Source organism: Pseudomonas fluorescens HK44 (assembly GCF_000217955.3).
GTDB classification, from domain to species: Bacteria; Pseudomonadota; Gammaproteobacteria; order Pseudomonadales; family Pseudomonadaceae; genus Aquipseudomonas; species Aquipseudomonas fluorescens_AQ.
This window is the reverse complement of the sequence record NZ_AFOY02000015.1, coordinates 932574-948115: the sequence shown is the minus strand read 5'-3', so window position 1 is coordinate 948115 and position 15542 is coordinate 932574. Positions and strand designations below refer to the sequence as shown.

General features: G+C 55.7%; 16 protein-coding genes and 2 pseudogenes. 5 read left to right on the top strand and 13 right to left on the bottom strand.

The features are described 5' to 3' along the window. Window positions 1-112 precede the first annotated feature (112 nt). The gene (locus tag HK44_RS17060; RefSeq protein ID WP_019690285.1) at window positions 113-451 is read right to left on the bottom strand and encodes a hypothetical protein; all 339 of its coding nucleotides are present in this window, start codon (window positions 449-451) and stop codon (window positions 113-115) included. Between the two features lie 348 nt (window positions 452-799). Between HK44_RS17060 and HK44_RS17055 the strand changes: the two genes are divergently transcribed. After that, on the top strand, window positions 800-1360 hold the full coding sequence (locus HK44_RS17055; protein WP_019690286.1) for a hypothetical protein: 561 nt from the start codon (window positions 800-802) through the stop codon (window positions 1358-1360). 45 nt (window positions 1361-1405) lie between these two features. On the opposite strand, the gene HK44_RS17050 is transcribed toward HK44_RS17055, so the two are convergent. The 7 genes and pseudogenes from HK44_RS17050 to HK44_RS17020 form a co-directional block, all read right to left on the bottom strand. Next, window positions 1406-1723, bottom strand: coding sequence for a cytochrome C oxidase subunit IV family protein (locus HK44_RS17050; protein ID WP_024265020.1), 318 nt, complete (start codon window positions 1721-1723; stop codon window positions 1406-1408). 33 nt (window positions 1724-1756) lie between these two features. Continuing rightward, on the bottom strand, window positions 1757-2470 hold the full coding sequence (locus tag HK44_RS17045; protein ID WP_024265019.1) for a heme-copper oxidase subunit III family protein: 714 nt from the start codon (window positions 2468-2470) through the stop codon (window positions 1757-1759). A gap of 6 nt (window positions 2471-2476) precedes the next feature. Further along, window positions 2477-3169, bottom strand: a complete 693-nt coding sequence (locus HK44_RS17040; RefSeq protein WP_024265018.1) for a cytochrome c oxidase subunit 3 — start codon at window positions 3167-3169, stop codon at window positions 2477-2479. Then, entirely contained in the window at window positions 3166-4941 is a 1776-nt protein-coding gene (gene ctaD, locus HK44_RS17035; protein ID WP_019690290.1) for a cytochrome c oxidase subunit I, read from the bottom strand. Before ctaD ends, HK44_RS17040 begins: the two co-directional genes overlap by 4 nt. Window positions 4942-4989: 48 nt before the next feature. Next, window positions 4990-6447 carry a cytochrome c oxidase subunit II gene (locus HK44_RS17030; protein ID WP_019690291.1) on the bottom strand — a complete coding sequence of 486 codons (1458 nt, stop codon included), beginning with the start codon at window positions 6445-6447 and terminating at the stop codon, window positions 4990-4992. A 474-nt stretch (window positions 6448-6921) separates the two neighbouring features. Further along, window positions 6922-7083, bottom strand: a pseudogene (locus HK44_RS29835) (aldehyde dehydrogenase family protein); the annotation flags it as partial. Window positions 7084-7157: 74 nt separating this feature from the next. Continuing rightward, a complete protein-coding gene (locus HK44_RS17020; RefSeq protein ID WP_019690292.1) occupies window positions 7158-8060 on the bottom strand; it encodes a LysR family transcriptional regulator in 903 nt (300 codons plus the stop codon). Between the two features lie 337 nt (window positions 8061-8397). Here HK44_RS17020 and HK44_RS17015 point away from each other — a divergent pair, with 337 nt between their 5' ends. Further along, complete coding sequence (locus HK44_RS17015) at window positions 8398-8670, top strand: hypothetical protein (RefSeq protein WP_019690293.1); 273 nt, start codon at window positions 8398-8400, stop codon at window positions 8668-8670. A gap of 135 nt (window positions 8671-8805) precedes the next feature. Next, complete coding sequence (salA, locus tag HK44_RS17010; protein WP_019690294.1) at window positions 8806-10089, top strand: salicylate 1-monooxygenase; 1284 nt, start codon at window positions 8806-8808, stop codon at window positions 10087-10089. Between the two features lie 161 nt (window positions 10090-10250). On the opposite strand, the gene HK44_RS17005 is transcribed toward salA, so the two are convergent. The 4 genes from HK44_RS17005 to HK44_RS16990 are packed head-to-tail and all read right to left on the bottom strand — an operon-like array spanning window position 10251 to window position 12825. Continuing rightward, on the bottom strand, window positions 10251-10652 hold the full coding sequence (locus HK44_RS17005; protein ID WP_019690295.1) for a DoxX family protein: 402 nt from the start codon (window positions 10650-10652) through the stop codon (window positions 10251-10253). Window positions 10653-10669: 17 nt separating this feature from the next. Next, entirely contained in the window at window positions 10670-11341 is a 672-nt protein-coding gene (locus HK44_RS17000) for an alpha/beta hydrolase (RefSeq protein ID WP_019690296.1), read from the bottom strand. Further along, window positions 11334-12176, bottom strand: a complete 843-nt coding sequence (locus HK44_RS16995; RefSeq protein ID WP_019690297.1) for a DODA-type extradiol aromatic ring-opening family dioxygenase — start codon at window positions 12174-12176, stop codon at window positions 11334-11336. The genes HK44_RS17000 and HK44_RS16995 overlap by 8 nt, the downstream gene beginning before the upstream one ends. Before the next feature lie 19 nt (window positions 12177-12195). Next, entirely contained in the window at window positions 12196-12825 is a 630-nt protein-coding gene (locus HK44_RS16990) for an NADPH-dependent F420 reductase (protein WP_019690298.1), read from the bottom strand. 109 nt (window positions 12826-12934) lie between these two features. Here HK44_RS16990 and HK44_RS16985 point away from each other — a divergent pair, with 109 nt between their 5' ends. After that, window positions 12935-13834, top strand: coding sequence for a LysR family transcriptional regulator (locus tag HK44_RS16985; protein WP_019690299.1), 900 nt, complete (start codon window positions 12935-12937; stop codon window positions 13832-13834). Between the two features lie 35 nt (window positions 13835-13869). Beyond that, window positions 13870-13968, top strand: a pseudogene (locus HK44_RS30305) (LysR family transcriptional regulator); the annotation flags it as partial. Between the two features lie 51 nt (window positions 13969-14019). Here the strand turns inward: HK44_RS30305 and HK44_RS16980 are convergent. Further along, window positions 14020-15540, bottom strand: a complete 1521-nt coding sequence (locus HK44_RS16980; protein ID WP_024265017.1) for an MFS transporter — start codon at window positions 15538-15540, stop codon at window positions 14020-14022. Window positions 15541-15542: the final 2 nt, after the last annotated feature.

The window sequence follows — 15542 nt, the reverse complement described above, 5'->3', positions numbered from 1 at the left end:
GATCTCGGTCGATATTGTCAGGCAAGCGTAAGCTCAGGCCCGACATCTAACACGCTCGGGCCTGACACTACCCCCGGAGGCGAGCAATCGACCGCCTGGAATCGCGTAGTCGCTACTCAAGCAACTGATCAATCAACACCGCATTGGTATAGATCAAGCTGCTATCGCTCGCTCGATGCCCGACCAGATGGAACTGACCGCGTTCATCGTGCAAATAGACACGCATTTGGCAGTCGGACAAGGGGCCGTATCCCTCTGGCAAGATCAAATCCATTGTTTCCATGTCGACATCGACCATGGCTTCGCGCTCATGGGTCTTCTGCAGGTGTTCTTCAGCTTGCTCCAGACGCACATGGAGGGGGCCATCGACGTTAAAATGGATGTCCCCCACTGGGGTAGACTTTTGGTTGCCGCTGATTTTGCACCAGCCTTCGATCGTCAAGGCACTCATGACGAAACCTCCGTTGTGGACTGCTGGACTCTTGTGAAAACGCATGCACTGTTATGAAGTATGCGTTGCTGCGTAAAATCTGCCAGCGCTGGATTAACGGCAGACCTGATATTTGCGCAGGCGCGCGATTTTCGTACCGATGCTGAATTCGTGGGGGGAGGGCGTCAGGCCCTAGTGCTTCCTTGGACCTTGACGTTGCCGGTCATGGGTGTTGGTGGGGTGCTATACTTTTTTGAGATTGCATGAAGTGTGCAACGTTCCCCGCGGGTACAGATACCGACTGCAAATCTCAGTTAACGGCTGCAGGACAGAGGAGGTCTACAGCAAACACGAGATGGGAGGTGTGGTATGAATCGACACTATTACATCAGTGACAATCTCGACGATCTTGAAACCGTTGAAAATGAATTGGAAGCCAACGGCATCAATACCGAACAAATTCATGTGCTCAGCGAAGAAGTTGCTGATGTTGAAGAACATCACCTCCACGAAGTTAACTCGTTAATGAAACAAGATACTGTTCACTCTGGCGAGATTGGTGCGGTGGTGGGTGTACCACTCGCGGCGCTGGTCCTGGGTGGCGCCTATTGGCTGGGTTGGACCCAATCCGCAGCAGGCTGGGTACCTTTTATCTTCCTGGCCATTGTCATAGCGGGCTTCTGTATCTGGGAAGGCGGTTTTTTTGGTATCCAGGTACCAAACACTCACTTCCGCAGTTTTAAACAGGTGGTAGACGAGGGCAAATACATCTTCTTCGTGGATGTTGAGCCGGATCAGGAATCGGTATTGGACCGGGTAATCGAACATCATCCAAGGCTGAAGATTGCCGGCACGGGAACGGCTGCCCCCCACTGGACAGTAGCCTGGCAGCACAAATGGCATCAGTTCAAGCGAGTGATATCGGGTTAGCCCCTGAAGGCTTGAGGCCATCCGGAAGTGCCATCCGGACGTCGCTTATTGGCCGAAGAAAATGACCCGGCTGAGGAAAACATAGTCCGCCTCGGTGGCCATCAGTCCGACGAGTACCAGTAAACACAAAGGCGGCACCAATATGGCGTAGACCATGGCCAACCGTTCCCAGGCCATATGCATAAAGATGGAGACGATTAAACCTGCCTTCAACAACATGAGCGTGACGATCAGGGACCACCGGAGGTAGCCCTGGAAGTGAAAATAGTCGACAAGATACGACAGCGTGCTGAGGACGAATAACAGCCCCCAGATTTTAAGGTACAAACTGATTGGATGTTGCTGACCCTGGGTATGCGCCATCATCCGTGCTCCTCTTCAGAACCTGTTCACGACCTACCATAAATAGAAGAAAGCAAAAATAAACACCCACACCAGGTCCACGAAGTGCCAGTAAAGCCCGGCTATCTCGACGATCTGATAGTTTCCGGAACGCTCATAATCGCCCCGCAATACTTTCATCGCCACAATACTGAGGTAGATGACGCCGACGGACACATGCAGCCCGTGGAAACCGGTAATCATGAAAAAGCTGGCACCAAATTGCGCCGCCCCCATGGGGTTCCCCCAAGGACGTACCCCTTCTGCGATGAGCTTGCTCCATTCAAATGCCTGCATGCTGACGAATGTCACACCGAAGGCTGCGGTCGCCAGCATCAAGGCAGCGGTTTTCGCGCGATCACGGCGATAGGCGAAATTGACTGCCATGGCCATGGTGCCGCTGCTACTGATCAGCACAAAGGTCATGATAGCGATCAGAATAAGCGGGATTTCTCTACCGCCGATCGTCAATGCGAACACTTCACTGGGGTTAGGCCAGGCGCTGGTGATCGTCATGCGTACCGACATGTAGCCGGTTAAAAAGCAGGTAAATACAAACGTATCGCTGAGCAGGAATATCCACATCATCGCCTTGCCCCAGGGGACCTGCCTGAAAGCCTCTCTGTCCGAGGCCCAGTCGTTGGCGATGCCCTGCCATCCCGTTGCAGGCGGCGAGCTGGGTGGATTGGATGAACTGGACTCGACTGGGGCTAGCGGGTGCGATGCCATGGCTTTTCACCTCAGGCCGCAAAATCTGGCAATGGCTTCATAGGTTGCCGGCGTACTGGTCAGCAGCGCGAATAGTACGAACCAAAGACCCAGTAAGTAATGCCAATAGATGGCACAGAGCTCTACGCTGGCGCTGAGTTGCGGCAACGGCACATGATGCAGGAATTTAGCGACGGTTCTGCTCCAGGCTATCAGCCCGCCCAGCAGGTGGAACCCGTGCAGGCCGGTCAACAGGTAGAAGAAACTGTTGGCCGGATTGCTGGCGACAAAGTAGCCCCAGGCGACAAACTGCTGCCAGACCCAGAGTTGTCCTGTCAGAAAGGCAACTGCAAATACGCCCCCCACTGCAAAGCCAATGACCGTTGCGTCCAGTCGAGCCTGTCGGGCGGCCATACGCGACCACTGCAGTGCGATGCAACTGAATACCAGAAAAGCCGAATTCAGCCATAGCTGCCATAGATTGGCTAACGGCGCCAAGGGCTCCGTCAGGGGTTGCCAGTCGGCCATTTGTGAGCGTTCGATAAAGGCAACCAGAAAGAGAAAGAATAACGAGCTCACTACGGCCAGAAACAAGCGCAGGCCTACTCTTGCATTTTGGATTCTATCGGCACCCTCGGCGGCCTGAATATCCTCAGGACCACCACTCCAACTACCGCCGGGGTCAGCGCTATCGGCGTTTCTCAATAGCAGCCTGTTCATGTTTTAACGTCCGCTATCCCAGTTTCGGCACTGAGTTGCCGCATCTGCTCCAGCTCCTCGTCGGAGACCGTTTGCGGAACGAAATCCTGTTCTATTCCCGGCATGCTGTAGTCATAGGCCCAGCGATGCACGACCGGCAGCTTCGCTCCCCAGTTACCGTGTACCGGCGGGGTGTCCGGCGTTTGCCATTCCAGACTGGCTGCGCCCCAGGGGTTACTGCCTGCGGGCTTGCCTTTGAAAGTACTCCAGGCCAGGTTGAACAGAAACAGTAGTTGGGAAACGCCGACGGTCAATGCGACCACCGTAATGAAGGCATTCAATTCTTGCGCCGACTGCGGGATGAACGCGTAGTTGTCATAGGCGTAGTAGCGGCGTGGCATGCCCTGGAAACCCAGGTAGTGCATGGGAAAGAAGATGGCGTAGGTGCCGAGAAAGGTAATCCAGAAATGCAGCTTGCCGAGGGTGTCGTTCGTCATGCGCCCGGTGACTTTCGGGAACCAATGATAAATGCCGCCGAACACCACCAGTACCGGTGCGACCCCCATGACCATATGGAAATGAGCTACGACGAAATAGGTGTCCGAGAGCGGGATATCCACGATCACATTACCGAGAAACAACCCGGTCAGACCGCCGACCAGAAAGGTGACGATAAAGGCCAGGGCAAACAGCATCGGTACGGTCAGATGGATGTCGCCCCGCCACAGGGTCAGAATCCAGTTGTAGACTTTCAGTGCAGTCGGCACCGCGATGATCAACGTGGTGGTGGCGAAGAAAAAGCCAAAGTAGGGGTTCATTCCGCTGACATACATATGGTGTGCCCAGACCACAAAACTGAGTACACCAATCGCAATAATGGCCCACACCATCATTCGGTAGCCGAAGATTCCTTTACGCGCATGGGTGCTGATCAAGTCGGAGACCAGACCAAACGCCGGGAGAGCAACGATGTAGACTTCCGGGTGGCCGAAGAACCAGAAGAGATGCTGGAATAATATCGGGCTGCCGCCTTGGTGATCGAGCTGCTGCCCCAGCGAGATGATCGCCGGCATAAAGAAGCTGGTGCCCAACAGCTTGTCAAACAGCGTCATGATCGCACTGACAAACAACGCCGGGAAGGCCAGCAAGGCCATAATCGAGGCCATGAAGATTCCCCATACGGAGAGCGGCATGCGAAACAATGTCATGCCGTGCGTACGCGCCTGTAACACCGTGGTGACGTAGTTCAATCCGCCCATGGTGGTGGCAACGATAAAGATCGCCAGTGAGACGAGCATCAGAATGATGCCCCACTCGGTCCCCGGTGTCCCCTTGGTAATGGACTGCGGCGGATAGAGCGTCCAGCCCGCACCGGTGGGGCCGCCAGGAACAAAGAAACTGGCGAGCAACACCAGTACCGCTAGCAGGTAGGTCCAGTAACTCAGCATGTTGACATAGGGGAAGACCATGTCGCGGGCGCCCACCATCAAGGGGATCAGATAGTTGCCGAAGCCCCCCAGAAACAAGGCTGTCAGCAAATAAATGACCATGATCATGCCGTGCATGGTCATCGCCTGATAGTAAGTACTGGCGTCCATGAACCCCAAACTACCAGGGAAGCCTATCTGCAAGCGCATCAAGTCCGACAACACCACGGCGATGAGGCCCACGAACATAGCCGTCAAGGAATACTGAATGGCGATGACCTTGTGGTCCTGACTCCAGATATATTTGGTCAGGAAACTTTTCGGTTCGTGCAGTGCTTCTGTTTCGGCTTGCTCCGCATAGGCCATCACGTCATCCTCCTACTGAAGTTTCGGTGTATTGCTGGCTGCTTACGGCTACTTTCCTGGCTCCGCCTTGCTCGCATCAGCGTCGGCATTCGCTTTGGATTTGATAAAAGCGATCAGTGCGCTCAACTCCTTATCACTCGGCGTAAAGGTAGGCATGATGGGTGCGTAGCCCTTGACGATTTTGGCGTTAGGCTTAAGAACTGATTCTTTTATATAGTCCTCATCGACCTTTATCCTCGTACCGTCCTCAAGGGTTTCTGTTTTGCCATACAGGCCCTGCCAACTGGGGCCGACACCCTTGCTGCCATCGACACTGTGGCAGGCCAGACAACCGAACGATTTGGCCAACTGCTGTCCCTGCGCCACCAAGTCGTCACCCGGGGCAGACAGCTCATCGCCTTGGCGCACAGTACCCTGTGATTTGATCAGGGTGACAAGAGCACCCAGTTCATCTTCATTGAGAGTATAGGCCACCATGACCGGCGGGTAGCCCTGCACCCGCCGGGCCTTTGGATCGAGAATCGCCGATTTAAGGTAGGCCTCATCGACCAGCACACTGGTGCCATCGGCAAGCTGTTCAGTGCGGCCGTACAGCCCTTTCCACCCTGGGCCGAGACTGGCACTGCCATCCTGGCTATGGCAGGCGTTGCAGCCGTATTTTTCGACCAACAGGCGGCCTTTTTCCAGCACGCTGTCGCGACTGGGTTTGGCAGCTGCCACTAATGTCTGCGCAAAAGTCGGTTGGCTGCTCAGCCATTGATCGAAGGCACCCTGTTCGTCGACGATCATATGGCCGCGCATGTTGTAATGCCCTACGCCACAATATTCAGCGCAAATAATTTCATATTGCCCGGTTTTAGTTGGCGTAAACCAAAAGTACGACACCATCCCCGGCACCATGTCCATCTTGCCGCGCATTTGCGGTACATCGAAATCGTGCAGCACATCTTTGGAGCGCAGTAAAACTTTTACGGGCTGATCGAGCGGAAGGTGAACTTCATTGTTTAGTATCAGTATATCGTCCTGCCCTGCAGGATCCTTGGGATCAAGACCGAAAGGGTTGATGGAATCAGCAAACTTGATATCCGACTTGCCCAACTTTCCGTCCCGACCGGGAAAACGAAAAGCCCACTGCCACTGCTGGGCGACCACTTCAAGTTCATAAGCTTTTTTCGGCACCCGGACGAAATCACTGTAAACAACCAGGCCTGGTGCCAACATCGCGGCAATACCGACCGAGGTAACGATAATTAACCATAACTCCAACTTTTTATTGCCTGGCTGGTAAGCCGCCTTGGCACCGTCCTTGTGACGATAACGCATCACGGCGACCGCCATAAATACCGTGATGGCGATGAAAAATATTCCGCTGATGATCAGGGTGATGAACTGGGTCGTGTCTATTGACCCCCAGTTGGAAGCGGCCGGTGTCGCATGCCAAGGCGCCAGGATGTTGAACAATACTGATGCAACAACGATTAGAATCAAGATAATTGCTATTGCCATTTTCTCTTCATCCTATTCCTGTCACGCCTGGATTATGCAAAAGCATCGCCACTTAACAGCATCGTCAGATTAATATTAATCTGACGTCCGATCAGACTGAATCATCAACATCCATCCTGATGGTAAAGTCAGCAAGAAGTATAGTGCATGAAGGGAGTAAGCGCTTTTTCTGAAAGGTCTGATGCCCGGATATTCCAAATCTAACATTAAGTTAATCGTTTAAATTCTATTCGCTACATGTGTTGTAAGCTTTTAGTATCACCTCTCCCTGAACTAAAACGGGCGTGGCGACTTGTTTGCGGTCAGTCAGGATGATTAGGCTCTGTACGAAATTCCTTGAAGTCTCACCGTGGGCTCTTGGGAGCTGAGATTCGGTAGAGTTCGCAGTCATCGAAGAAAAGGATTCCATGGATTTCGCGAATTCCGCACTTTAGGCCATGCTGTCGGGCCAGTGCTCTATAACGCTCTTGTTGCGCGTGTAAAAGCGCACGGTTTCCCAATTGCGCTCGCGAGATCAGGCACCCCGACAACCGACAGGACGGGCCCGAAAACCTCTTCCCGATAGATGCTCATCTCCGGCGTCACGTCGTCAAACAGCGAACCGCTGAGAAAGAAGCCCTCTTCGCGGCCGGCCACGGGTTTGGCGCTCTGCTGTGGCTGAGCACAAGAGCAATCTGCTTTGACGTCGCAGCCATACTCGCTCAGGTGACTTAATCCGAAAACAACTCAAACATCAGCTGGCGAAGCCAACAATTGGCTGGATCCTTGTTATAGCGAGCATGCCAGAACAGGTTTATTTCGATATTGGGCAGTTCCACTGGCGTCGGTAGAACCGCGAGCCCAAAGGGTTGTTCACAACTGCTGGCGAATCGTTCAGGCACTGTTGCCATTAAGTCGGTGCGTTGAAGTATGTGGCCTACTGCGACGAAATGGGGTACCTCCAGGCGTATATTTCGCTCGATGCCGGCCCGCGCCAGAAACGTATCGACTTCGCCGTGCCCCGTGTTCGCCGCTACGACGCGAACGTGGTCATAACTGCAAAAACGCTCAAGCGTTAGCGGTTCCCTGGTAGCCGGGTGGTCCTTACGGCACATGCAGACATAGCGATGGTGAAACAGGCGCTGCTGAAAAAAACCGGCTTGCAGGTGCGGCAGTAATCCCACTGCGAGGTCGATCGCACCGTTCTGTAATCCTTCGGCCAAGGTATCGGAGGTGTTGCGCAGTGTACTGATCGAGCAACCCGGAGCGCGCTCAGCCAGAGCGTCCATCAGCCGCGGCATGAAGTAGATTTCGCCAATATCGGTCATCGCCATCGTAAACCTGCGATTGCAGTTGAGCGGGTCAAATGTGTCCTGTCGGCTCAGTGCATCACGTAAGGTCTGAATGGCCAGTGCAACTGGCTCAGCCAATTGCCGGGCATAGGGCGTGGGCTCCATTCCTTGATAAGTACGAACGAAAAGCTCGTCGTTCAAAGCGACACGCAGTCGCTTTAACGCGTTGCTGACAGCGGGCTGGGTCAGATCGAGATTATCCGCCGCCGTCGATACCCGGCGGTCAATCAGCAGTTGGTTAAATACCAGAAGAAGATTGAGATCAAGTTCACGTAATTCCATAACGCCTCGTGCAGATTGCGCGCTCATAGGGGCGATAAATCTTTGCCCACCGTTGGGTCTGCACCGCTCTGAAATCGCCGCTGCAAGAGCCCAAGCCTAACAAGTGCCAGACCGTCGCGTCCATTGTGAGAACGATGGGACTTTTGCTCGTCCTCGATCTTTATTCACGTTCTAAATAATGCGTATTCACCTGGCTGTATTTATCACGGTTGATGGTTTGCCCATGATCGAAGCCATGCCCGGTTCTGAACGCTCTGCGTAACACCATTGGGCACCGCGCAATTCCCGGCGGCGTCAGATCCTCCGGCTCTATAACAATGACAAAAAGAGCGATGCCATGCGTACGATTGATGTATCAGCCCTGATTGACGGGGCACGTTTCAACGCCTTCCATGCGCGCGTGCTGTTCTGGTGCGCGCTAATCATCATTTTCGACGGTTATGATTTGGTCATCTATGGGGTCGTGCGCAGTACCAGGACTGGTAGGGGCCGTCGCTATTCTGGTCTTTCTGATTCAGAACGCTTCAAGCCGACAGGCCGTTTCATCCAAGCAATCTGTGCTGCAGTAACGATTGCAGAAAAAGGCGAGCTCAAGGAAGGGCTCGTTTGATCAATAACTGCTCGTCCTGAAAAGCAATATTCACACTCGTGATGGCATGTATGGGAGTTGCGGTATTTATCAATAGCGCTCAGATGGCGATGATTTGGTTACTCCAATAACAATCAGCCTCATGGGTAACTTGCTATGCAAACTTCTCAATCCAAATTGCACATCGGTATTGTTGGCGGCGGCATTGCCGGCGTGGCTCTGGCCCTGGACCTGTGCCGTCATTCCCATCTGAGCGTGCAGTTGTTCGAAGCGGCTCCAGCCTTTGGCGAGGTCGGAGCAGGTGTCTCCTTTGGCGCCAATGCCGTTCGTGCCATCGCGGGTCTGGGTATTGCCGAACCCTACCGCAAGATTGCCGACCAAACGCAGGACCCCTGGCAGGACATCTGGTTCGAATGGCGTCGTGGTGAAGATGCCGGCTATCTAGGCGCAAGCCTGGCCGAAGGGGTAGGGCAGTCTTCGGTACACCGTGCTGACTTCCTTGATGCTCTTGCCAGCCAGTTGCCCGAAGGGATCGCCCAATTCGGTAAGCGCGCCGTCAGCGTGGAGCAGGATGCCGAACAGGCTCGCGTAGTGTTTACCGATGGCACTGAGCATCGCTGCGATTTGTTGATCGCCGCGGACGGTATCAAGTCTTCAATTCGTGATCATGTCCTCAACGGTCTTGGCCAACCCCTTGTGGCGCCGCGTTTCAGTGGTACCTGCGCCTACCGTGGGATGATCGACAGCCAACAGTTGCGCGCGGCGTACAGAGCTCGGGGGGTCGATGAGCACTTGGTCGACGTACCGCAGATGTACCTGGGGCTTGATGCACATATCCTCACGTTCCCCGTCAAACAAGGCCGGCTTATCAACGTTGTGGCCTTCATTTCCGATCGCAGCCGCCCTGATCCAACCTGGCCGAGCGATGCTCAGTGGGTGCGCAATGCCAGCCAGGAAGAAATGCTCTCTGCCTTCAATCATTGGGGAGATGCTGCTCGGGTGCTGCTCGAATGCATTCCAGCCCCCACCCTTTGGGCGCTGCATGAACTCGATGAGTTACCAGGCTACGTGCACGGCCGCGTGGGCCTGATCGGCGATGCTGCGCATGCGATGTTGCCGCACCAGGGCGCTGGCGCAGGTCAGGGCCTGGAAGACGCCTGGCTTCTGGCGCGATTGCTGGCCGATCCGCAGGTCCTGGACAGCCAGCCACAAGCGGTGCTCGAAGCTTACGACGCCATCCGTCGTCCGCGTGCCTGTCGTGTGCAGCGCACCTCCTGGGAAGCCGGGGAGCTTTATGAGCTGCGTGATCCAGCTGTAGCCGATGACGAACAACTGCTGGGCAAAACCCTCGCCGAGCGTTTCGACTGGCTGTGGAATCACGACATGCAGTCCGACCTTCAAAAGGCTCGTGCCCTGTTGGGTTGGCGAGCACTCGCCTAATAATGTGAACCGACCTGCACGGAGGGAGCATCCAGCGGCTCTCTTCGTTCGTGAGTAGGCTGCACCCATGATTAGGAAAACCGTTACGGTTGCCTCAAACGCAAAACTGCCGATGCCCCGGAATGTCCCAGAGCGTCGGCAGGCTTTGAGTCTGCAGTGACTTACGCTTTGTTGGATGCCTTTGCCGCAAAGGCGCCGTCGCCCAGCAACGCGACGACCAATGCTGTTGCGCACAGGTAGACAGGATATTCCCAGCCGCCATTGGCGTTGGTGAAGCTCCAGCCATTGCCGAAGTGGACGGTCGCGGCAACGAACAGTTGAACCACTGCCAGAGCAGCCACCCAGCGCGCATAGACACCCAATACCAGCATCAAACCGCCGATGACTTCAAAGGCCATGACCGGGTAGGCCAGGAAGCCCGGGAAACCGATGGATTCAAAAAAGCCTGCGGTGCCTGCCGGGGTGAACACAAGCACTTTAGTCAGGCCGTGGGCAATAAACATGATGCCAAGCGCCAGGCGCATAACGAAGGCAGCGTATGGAGCGGTACGTGAGTCGATCATGGTGCAGTTCCTTTTGTTTACTTGGAGAGTGACAACGTTTTGGTCAGCCATTGCGAGAAATCCGCCAGTTCTTCAGCGACGATCTCGTGGGCCATGTCGTAGAAATGCGTTTCGTGGGCGACGCCGATTCGATCCAGCCAATCGTCCGCTTCTTTCGCCCAAGCTACTGGTAGAACGTTGTCCTGAAGACCATGGGCGATGAACGCGTTGACGGACATGAGCCGATCGGCTGAAGCGATCCGCGGATCAAGTTCGCGCAGCATCCGGCCGCTCAATATTGCGAAACCGGCAACCAACTCGGGCTCGGTGAGCCCAAGGCTCGCGCTCATGATGCCGCCCTGGCTGAAGCCGGCGATCACGGTCGGAAGTTTGGGCAGCGCTTCGATGAAGTGTTGCAACAGTTGCCGGCTGGACTCTGCCTGTTCTTGATTGAACGAAGGGCCGTTGCTGGTGAAGGTCACCTGATACCAGGCGAAGCCTTGTGGGCCAACCTGCAGCGGACCGCGGAGCAGAATCACTTCCAGTTCCTTGGGTAGCGATGCGGCTAATGAGGCGAGATTCGCTTCATTTGAACCGACGCCATGCAGCAGAAGCAGGCGGCCCTTGGGCGCCGAAGTACTGCTCCCTCTGCGGAAAAAAAGTCCTGTTTGCGGCTCGCGAACGGCTTTGGAAAAAGAGGTGTCACGCATGATCTGTAACGCCTTGGCTGGGTTGAGTGGAGTCGAATCCAACAGGGTTGTTCGAAGAAAACAGATAGCTGTCCATCGCCAGTACGCCGTAGCTCACGCCGCCTTCCAGGACACGAGTCTCATAGTGTTCGCCGGCCGCGCCGAGGGCGATGAGCAACGGTAAAAAATGCTCATCAGTCGGATGGGCACGTTCGGCTGAAGGTGCGTGCTGCTTATAGTCCAGCAGGAAATCGGTGTTGCCCGCCTGCAGGGTTTGGGCTGTCCAGGCCGCAAACTCTTTCACGTAATCGGCCCCATGGCCGGTCGCCCCCCGAAACTCATACAAGTTATGGGTCAGGCTTCCGGAAGCCACGATCAGCACATTCATATCCCGCAGTGGCTTGAGGGCTTGGCCCAATTTCCAGGCCTGGTGGGTATCGAGGCTGGCAGGCATCGATACTTGAACGACTGGAACGTCTGCCTCAGGGGCCAGATACAGCAGAGGCACCCAAGCGCCGTGGTCCAGGCCTCGGCGGGCATCAAGCCGAGACTTCCATCCTGCATTCTGCAGCAGACCCACGATATGAGCGGCCAGGGCCGGAGCGCCCGGTGCGGGGTAGCGCAACTGGTACAACGCGTCGGGAAAACCACCGAAGTCGTGAATGGTTTCAGGGGCGGTGCTCGCCGTAACGCCGACTTCGCCGCGCGTCATCCAGTGCGGGGAGAGGATGACGATGGCATCAGGTCGCGGCAGTTCGCGACCGAGTTCGGCCAGACGTTGACCCGCCAGACCAGGCTCGATGGCAAACATCGGAGCACCATGAGACACAAACAACAGGGGGAACGAAGTGTTCACGGTGAATGCTCCTCAATGATTACTTGTTAAGCCAGACAGGGGCGATGGACGTGCCCAGGCCGGCGCCATAGCCGAGGTAGATATTCAGGCCTGCCAACGGCTCCAGGTAACGAGCGTTGATCAGTCCACCAGCGTCCACTGTCTCCCAGCCCAGGCTGTGTGCCAGGGCTGTCGCGGTCTGCTTGGCGCGCTCACTGTCACTGGCGACGAACACGCTGCCGCGCTGGTCATTGGCGAATGTCGGGCCGTCGGCAAGCACTTGGGCGAACAGCGTGTTGAACGCTTTGACGACATGGGCTTGAGGCACTGCTGTGGCAATTTCCTCGCCCGCGCTCGTCACGTGACCGATGGTCAGCGACATGTAGTCGGCGCTCAGTGGGTTGGTGATGTCGATAACCACCTTGCCCGTCAGGTCGCCCAGGCTTTGCAGGGCTTTGGCGGCATCTTCGTAGGCGGTTGCAACGACAACGACGTCGCTGTCACCCAGAGCCTCGGCAGCCGGATAGGCGCTGACATTGTCAAACTGAGCGGCCAGGGCTTTGGCCTTGTCGATGTCGCGGCCCGTGATACGAACGATATGGCCGGCGCTGGACAGCTGTTTTGCGAACGCCGAACCCATGTTGCCGGTACCCACTATTGTAATTTTCATCGCGACCTCATTTGCGTTGATGTGCGTTTCGATGAGCTCAGTTTATAAGTTGTGAGTTTGAGATAAATAAGGCCAAATGCGATGAACTGTTCCACTTGGTGAGATAATTATGGACAGAGCGTTGGAGATGCAGGTCTTCTGCACCGTCGTCGATAAAGGCAGCTTCGTCGGCGCGGCCGAGCCGTTGGAGATGTCTAAGGCGGCCATCTCGCGCTACGTGAGCGGCCTTGAAGAACGACTGGGTGCGCGGCTTCTACACCGAACGACCCGACGTCTTTCTCTGACGGAGGAGGGGCGCCAGTTTTACCACCAGGCACGGGAGGTCCTGGCGCTCATGGATCAGGCCGAGGAGGCCGTATCGGCCACCGCACCGGAACCCAGTGGGGTTTTAAGGGTGAATGCACCGGTTAGTTTCGGTGTGCTGCACTTGGCGCCGATATGGGGCGACTTCATGAAGGCCTACCCCAACGTCGAGTTGGACATCAGCTTGAACGACCGGTTGGTGGATCTGGTGGAGGAGGGCTTCGATGCCGCTGTTCGTATTGCCCGCATGGAAAGCTCTTCCCTGATAGGGCGCCGTCTGGCGGGCACGCGGATGTGTCTGTGCGCTTCACCCAAGTACCTGGCGAGCCACCCTCAAGTACGCACACTGGCGGACCTGGCACAGCATGGTGTGATCGCGTATACCAACTTCGCCAGCGGCAATGAATGGCAATTCATGGGTCCTGATGGCAGCGAAAGTGTGCGCACCCGCTCGATTGTTCGCTGCAACAATGGCGATACCTGTCGCAGTATTGCTTTGGCAGGGGGCGGCATTGCCTTGCAGCCCAGTTTCATGGTGGCCGAGGATTTGCGGGCGGGTGACCTGGTCGAGATCCTGCCAGAGTACCAGTCGGTCGAACTGGGCATCTACGTGGTCTATCCCACCCGCAAGCACCTGGCGACCAAGGTCCGGGTGCTGATCAATTTTCTGGCTGAGCGATTTGCCCACCCGCAATGGGAGCGATAGTGGGTATTTCAAAGTGCAATCCCATTCAGTTGAAGATCGACGTGCATGCCGTGTGGCCAAAGGTGTCTCACCTTCGGCCGAAGGTCAGGTATGTGGTCGATGAACTGGTCAAGCTATGTGAACATTGGCAGTGATTCAGACTGACAAGTGGAGGCGCTGAGTGTCGGGCGTCGGCACTGCAGACCTCATTTGAAAGTCTTCTGCGTCATGGAAATGACCAGCGCAACACTGGCGACAACGATGACAGCCCAGAAATACTCCATGCTTGCGACCAGGGTTGACTGTTGGTGCAGGGATTGGGCGAGCGTCGATACCGAAATCTGACTGGCTGGGCCCACACCTACAGCAGGTGTTAGTGCCTGAGCCAGTATTTGAGTCTGTTCCAGATAGAGCGGATCGCCTGAGCTGAAGTGACTGTTGAGATTGTTGTATTGCAGGGTGGTGCGCCATTGCAGGAACAAGGTCGCGACGGCTGTGCCAAGTGCCATGGCTATCTGCCCCAGCATGCTTTTGATCTGATAGGCGTGGGCGAACAGCGTGTCATGGTGTGTCACATCGCGAAATGTCTGCATGGCCGCCGTGGCAAGTACCAACATCACGAAACAGCCGTTAAGCACCAGTGCAGGCAAGATGTTTGACCACATATTGGCGTCGGGGGCCAGGGAGGACAACAACACGCCAAAGCAGATCAAGGCACTGAAGCCCGCTACGAAGAACTTCTTCGGAGCCGGGTACCTTGGAATGACGATGGCCATGACGATCCATGTCAACAGCGCCCCGGCCAGCCCGAAGGCCTGAAACGTACCGATAGTGTCCCAGGAGTACCCCAGCGCGGTTTGCAGGAAATACGGCAAGATGTAGTTGTTGCTACCTAGCACAATGTAGGTAAAGCAGAACAACGCAACCCCGAGGATGTAGCGGGACTGCATCAGGTCCTTGACCTTGAGGAAGGGCACCTCTTTGCCGTGTTCGGCATGAAAGAAGATATACACGCCCAGGGCGGCCAGCAGCGCGAAGGCGAGGAAGATGAACGTCTCGTTGTAAAAGTCGTAGTAGGAACGCTGCAGCACATACAGCAGAAAGAAGGTGCTGACGGATAACAACAGGATATTCGCCGGGCTGGAGGGCGTGCGCTCATCTTCGTGAATAGGCGTATTGGGTAAGAATCGTGTGCAGAGCACAGCCGCCGACGACGCACCGGCAATCAGTAGCCAGAAGATCGCGTGCCAGGTGTCCTCGACCACTACCAGTGATGAAAGAAAGGGCGCCGCTGCCGTGCCACTGGCCAGCCCTGTGGCGAATACTTTTACCCCAACGAATCGCCCCGGCCCCGGCGGGAGCAGGTTGACCATCAGGCGCGCAGAGGTCATGAACGATGCGCCTCCCAGCGCCATGACCACACGTCCAGCGGTGAAGGTGGTCAGGTCAGTGCTGACGCCGCACACGAAGGCCCCCAGCACGTAAATGCTAATGGAGCCCAGCATGAAGTTGCGCCAACCGAGCCGCTCCACCAGCCAGCGCTGTTTTGAGATGACCACTAACGCGATACATGCATAAAGTGCTGCCACCAGAGTGAATTCTTCAGGGCTGGCGTCAATCTCTCCACGGATCGGGGCCGAGGCAAACGCGATCATGCCGGCCTGCAGATACTCCAATGCACACAGCAGCCCTACGGTGATCAACAAGGCGGCGTTTTTCCGGTACATGA

Excerpts from the sequence above, each read along its gene's own strand:
- HK44_RS17030 (WP_019690291.1), bottom strand. The coding sequence starts at position 6,447 with ATGGCAATAGCAATTATCTTGATTCTAATCGTTGTTGCATCAGTATTG.
- HK44_RS17055 (WP_019690286.1), top strand. The coding sequence starts at position 800 with ATGAATCGACACTATTACATCAGTGACAATCTCGACGATCTTGAAACC.
- HK44_RS16990 (WP_019690298.1), bottom strand. The coding sequence starts at position 12,825 with ATGAAAATTACAATAGTGGGTACCGGCAACATGGGTTCGGCGTTCGCA.
- HK44_RS16980 (WP_024265017.1), bottom strand. The coding sequence starts at position 15,540 with ATGTACCGGAAAAACGCCGCCTTGTTGATCACCGTAGGGCTGCTGTGT.
- salA (WP_019690294.1), top strand. The coding sequence starts at position 8,806 with ATGCAAACTTCTCAATCCAAATTGCACATCGGTATTGTTGGCGGCGGC.
- HK44_RS17020 (WP_019690292.1), bottom strand. The coding sequence starts at position 8,060 with ATGGAATTACGTGAACTTGATCTCAATCTTCTTCTGGTATTTAACCAA.
- HK44_RS17050 (WP_024265020.1), bottom strand. The coding sequence starts at position 1,723 with ATGGCGCATACCCAGGGTCAGCAACATCCAATCAGTTTGTACCTTAAA.
- HK44_RS16985 (WP_019690299.1), top strand. The coding sequence starts at position 12,935 with ATGGACAGAGCGTTGGAGATGCAGGTCTTCTGCACCGTCGTCGATAAA.
- HK44_RS17000 (WP_019690296.1), bottom strand. The coding sequence starts at position 11,341 with ATGCGTGACACCTCTTTTTCCAAAGCCGTTCGCGAGCCGCAAACAGGA.
- HK44_RS17060 (WP_019690285.1), bottom strand. The coding sequence starts at position 451 with ATGAGTGCCTTGACGATCGAAGGCTGGTGCAAAATCAGCGGCAACCAA.
- HK44_RS17015 (WP_019690293.1), top strand. The coding sequence starts at position 8,398 with ATGCGTACGATTGATGTATCAGCCCTGATTGACGGGGCACGTTTCAAC.
- HK44_RS17040 (WP_024265018.1), bottom strand. The coding sequence starts at position 3,169 with ATGAACAGGCTGCTATTGAGAAACGCCGATAGCGCTGACCCCGGCGGT.
- ctaD (WP_019690290.1), bottom strand. The coding sequence starts at position 4,941 with ATGGCCTATGCGGAGCAAGCCGAAACAGAAGCACTGCACGAACCGAAA.
- HK44_RS17045 (WP_024265019.1), bottom strand. The coding sequence starts at position 2,470 with ATGGCATCGCACCCGCTAGCCCCAGTCGAGTCCAGTTCATCCAATCCA.
- HK44_RS17005 (WP_019690295.1), bottom strand. The coding sequence starts at position 10,652 with ATGATCGACTCACGTACCGCTCCATACGCTGCCTTCGTTATGCGCCTG.